Here is a 1,912-nt window from a genome sequence, read left to right as displayed (position 1 = left end):
CGGGGATCGCTCTCGCGCTCGGCCGGATCCCACAGGTGATGGGCAACGAACTTCAGCGCTAGGGCCTCGGTGGTGGGCCATGGCAGGGGATGACCAGTGGCAGCTAGGCACCAGGCCTCGAGGTAGCCGAGGTCGGAGGCGAGCGCCCGTAAGGTATTGGCGCCCATGCCGGAGCGAGCGAGGTGCTTGAGGGTGGCGGCGTCCTCGTCGGTGAGAAGGACGGCCAGGCGCTCGCGAGCGTCGAAGGGCAGGAGACCGGCGAGGGCGTCGAGGTCGCGCTCGCGGGCGAGGGTCGGATCTGGGAGCAGGGCAGGGGTGTGATCGGACATCGCGGGCGGGCTTCAGCAGGGATCCAGACCGCATTCAAGCCGATTTTCACCCGTTCGTAAATCACCATCGATAAGAGGATATTATCAATGGTCAGCGTGCCAGCCGTACCCTCATACAGGTGAGCGAAGTGAAATGCGGTCTCGCTTCTGTACAGGAGGTTTTTGTCTACGCTAAGCAGTGTTTTATCGATTGCCCGAGCCGCTGCCCTGGGCCGCCCTCGCCACGCCGCTTGTCGCCGCCGAGGACGCACTCGCCCGCCTCGATCAACAGCTTGCCACCAGCCCCATCCGCCACGGCTGGCGTACCCGCACCGACTTCGCCGACGCCTGCGCCAGCCTCGCCCTTCAGGGCGACCTCGTGCTCCTCGAGGACCTCGTCCTCCACGACGCCGGTCGTGATCGGCATGCCCCCTCGCAGGAGCTCACCCGCGCCCACGCCATCCTGCGCACCCGCCGTCGCATCGCCGCCGCCGAGCTCGGCTGGGCCACCAGTCTCACTGGCCTTGCCGCTCTGTCCGAGGATCCGGACGGGGCCGCGGATCAGGACGCGATCCCGGTTCCAGTCGCGCCGACCGTCGACGCCACCAACGGGGAGGAGGATCTCGATGACGTCGACGACGCCTTCGCAGCCGAGCTCGCTGGGATTGATGCCCTGATCGCCCGTTCCACCCGTCTTCTCACCGACACCGGCGCGATGCGGGAGAAATCACCCTTGCTCTACGACCCGACCTGGGGCGAGACCGACCGCCTCGCCGCCTGGCGCCACGTGGTCGCCGAAACCCGCACCCTGCCACCCGTCCTTGCCGCCACCGTCGCCTACGACGCCTGGGCCGCCCTCGAGCCGCTTCAGCACCGCGCCTGGCTCGGACCTCTGCTAGCTGCTGACCTCCTGCGCGCCTGCGGTAAGGCCCGACACCACTTGCCCGCTCTCGCCAGTGCCCTGCGTCGTGTGCCGCGCGACCGCTGGCTCGTGCGCGATCCGCTGTCCCGCTGGCTGACATTCCTCGGTGCCGTCACGACCGGTGCGGAACATGGCATGAGTGACCACGACCGCTTGATGCTCTCGCGCGAGGTCCTACAGGCGAAGGTGAAGGGCCGACGGGGGAGCTCCAGCCTGCCTCGCCTCATCGAGCTCGTGCTCGCCCGGCCCCTGGTCTCCGCCACCACCATCGCGGACGAGCTCGGGGTCACACCCCGCGCCGCACAAACCCTCGTGGCGGAACTCGGCCTGCGCGAACTCACCGGACGAGGACGATACCGAGCTTGGGGGGTCTTGTAGACCGGATCCCATCAGTGAGCCTGAAATCTACGCGGGTCACGGCCGAAGAGTTTTGCTCTGCAGGTCGGCGACTGCGTGCGGCAAGCTACTGGTGAAGCACCTTGCTCCTTAAATACCTTGGGATTAGTCCGCAGCAGGAACTTGCCCTACGTTGTCAATCCTCCACCCCCCCCCCCCCCCCCCCCCCCCCCCCCCCCCCCCCCCCCCCCCCCCCCGCCCCCCCCCCCCCCCCCCCCCCCCCCCCCCCCCCCACCCCCCCCCCCCCCCCCCCCCCCCCCCCCCCCCCCCCCCCCCCCCCCCCCCC

Annotated in this window: 1 protein-coding gene and 1 pseudogene; one reads left to right on the top strand and one right to left on the bottom strand. The window is 69.6% G+C overall.

The genetic code is table 11. The annotated features are described in order from the left end of the window. Positions 1-329 (bottom strand): annotated as a pseudogene (locus tag A5481_RS31930) (integrase); the annotation flags it as partial. Between the two features lie 190 nt (positions 330-519). Here A5481_RS31930 and A5481_RS31925 point away from each other — a divergent pair. Then, positions 520-1,608 carry an RHE_PE00001 family protein gene (locus A5481_RS31925; RefSeq protein WP_245298696.1) on the top strand — a complete coding sequence of 363 codons (1,089 nt, stop codon included), beginning with the start codon at positions 520-522 and terminating at the stop codon, positions 1,606-1,608. Positions 1,609-1,912 lie beyond the last annotated feature (304 nt).

This window comes from Methylobacterium platani, assembly GCF_001653715.1.
In the GTDB taxonomy this organism is placed as follows: domain Bacteria; phylum Pseudomonadota; class Alphaproteobacteria; order Rhizobiales; family Beijerinckiaceae; genus Methylobacterium; species Methylobacterium platani.
Note: the sequence above shows the minus strand (reverse complement) of the source record. Positions and strands in the feature narration are given on the sequence as shown.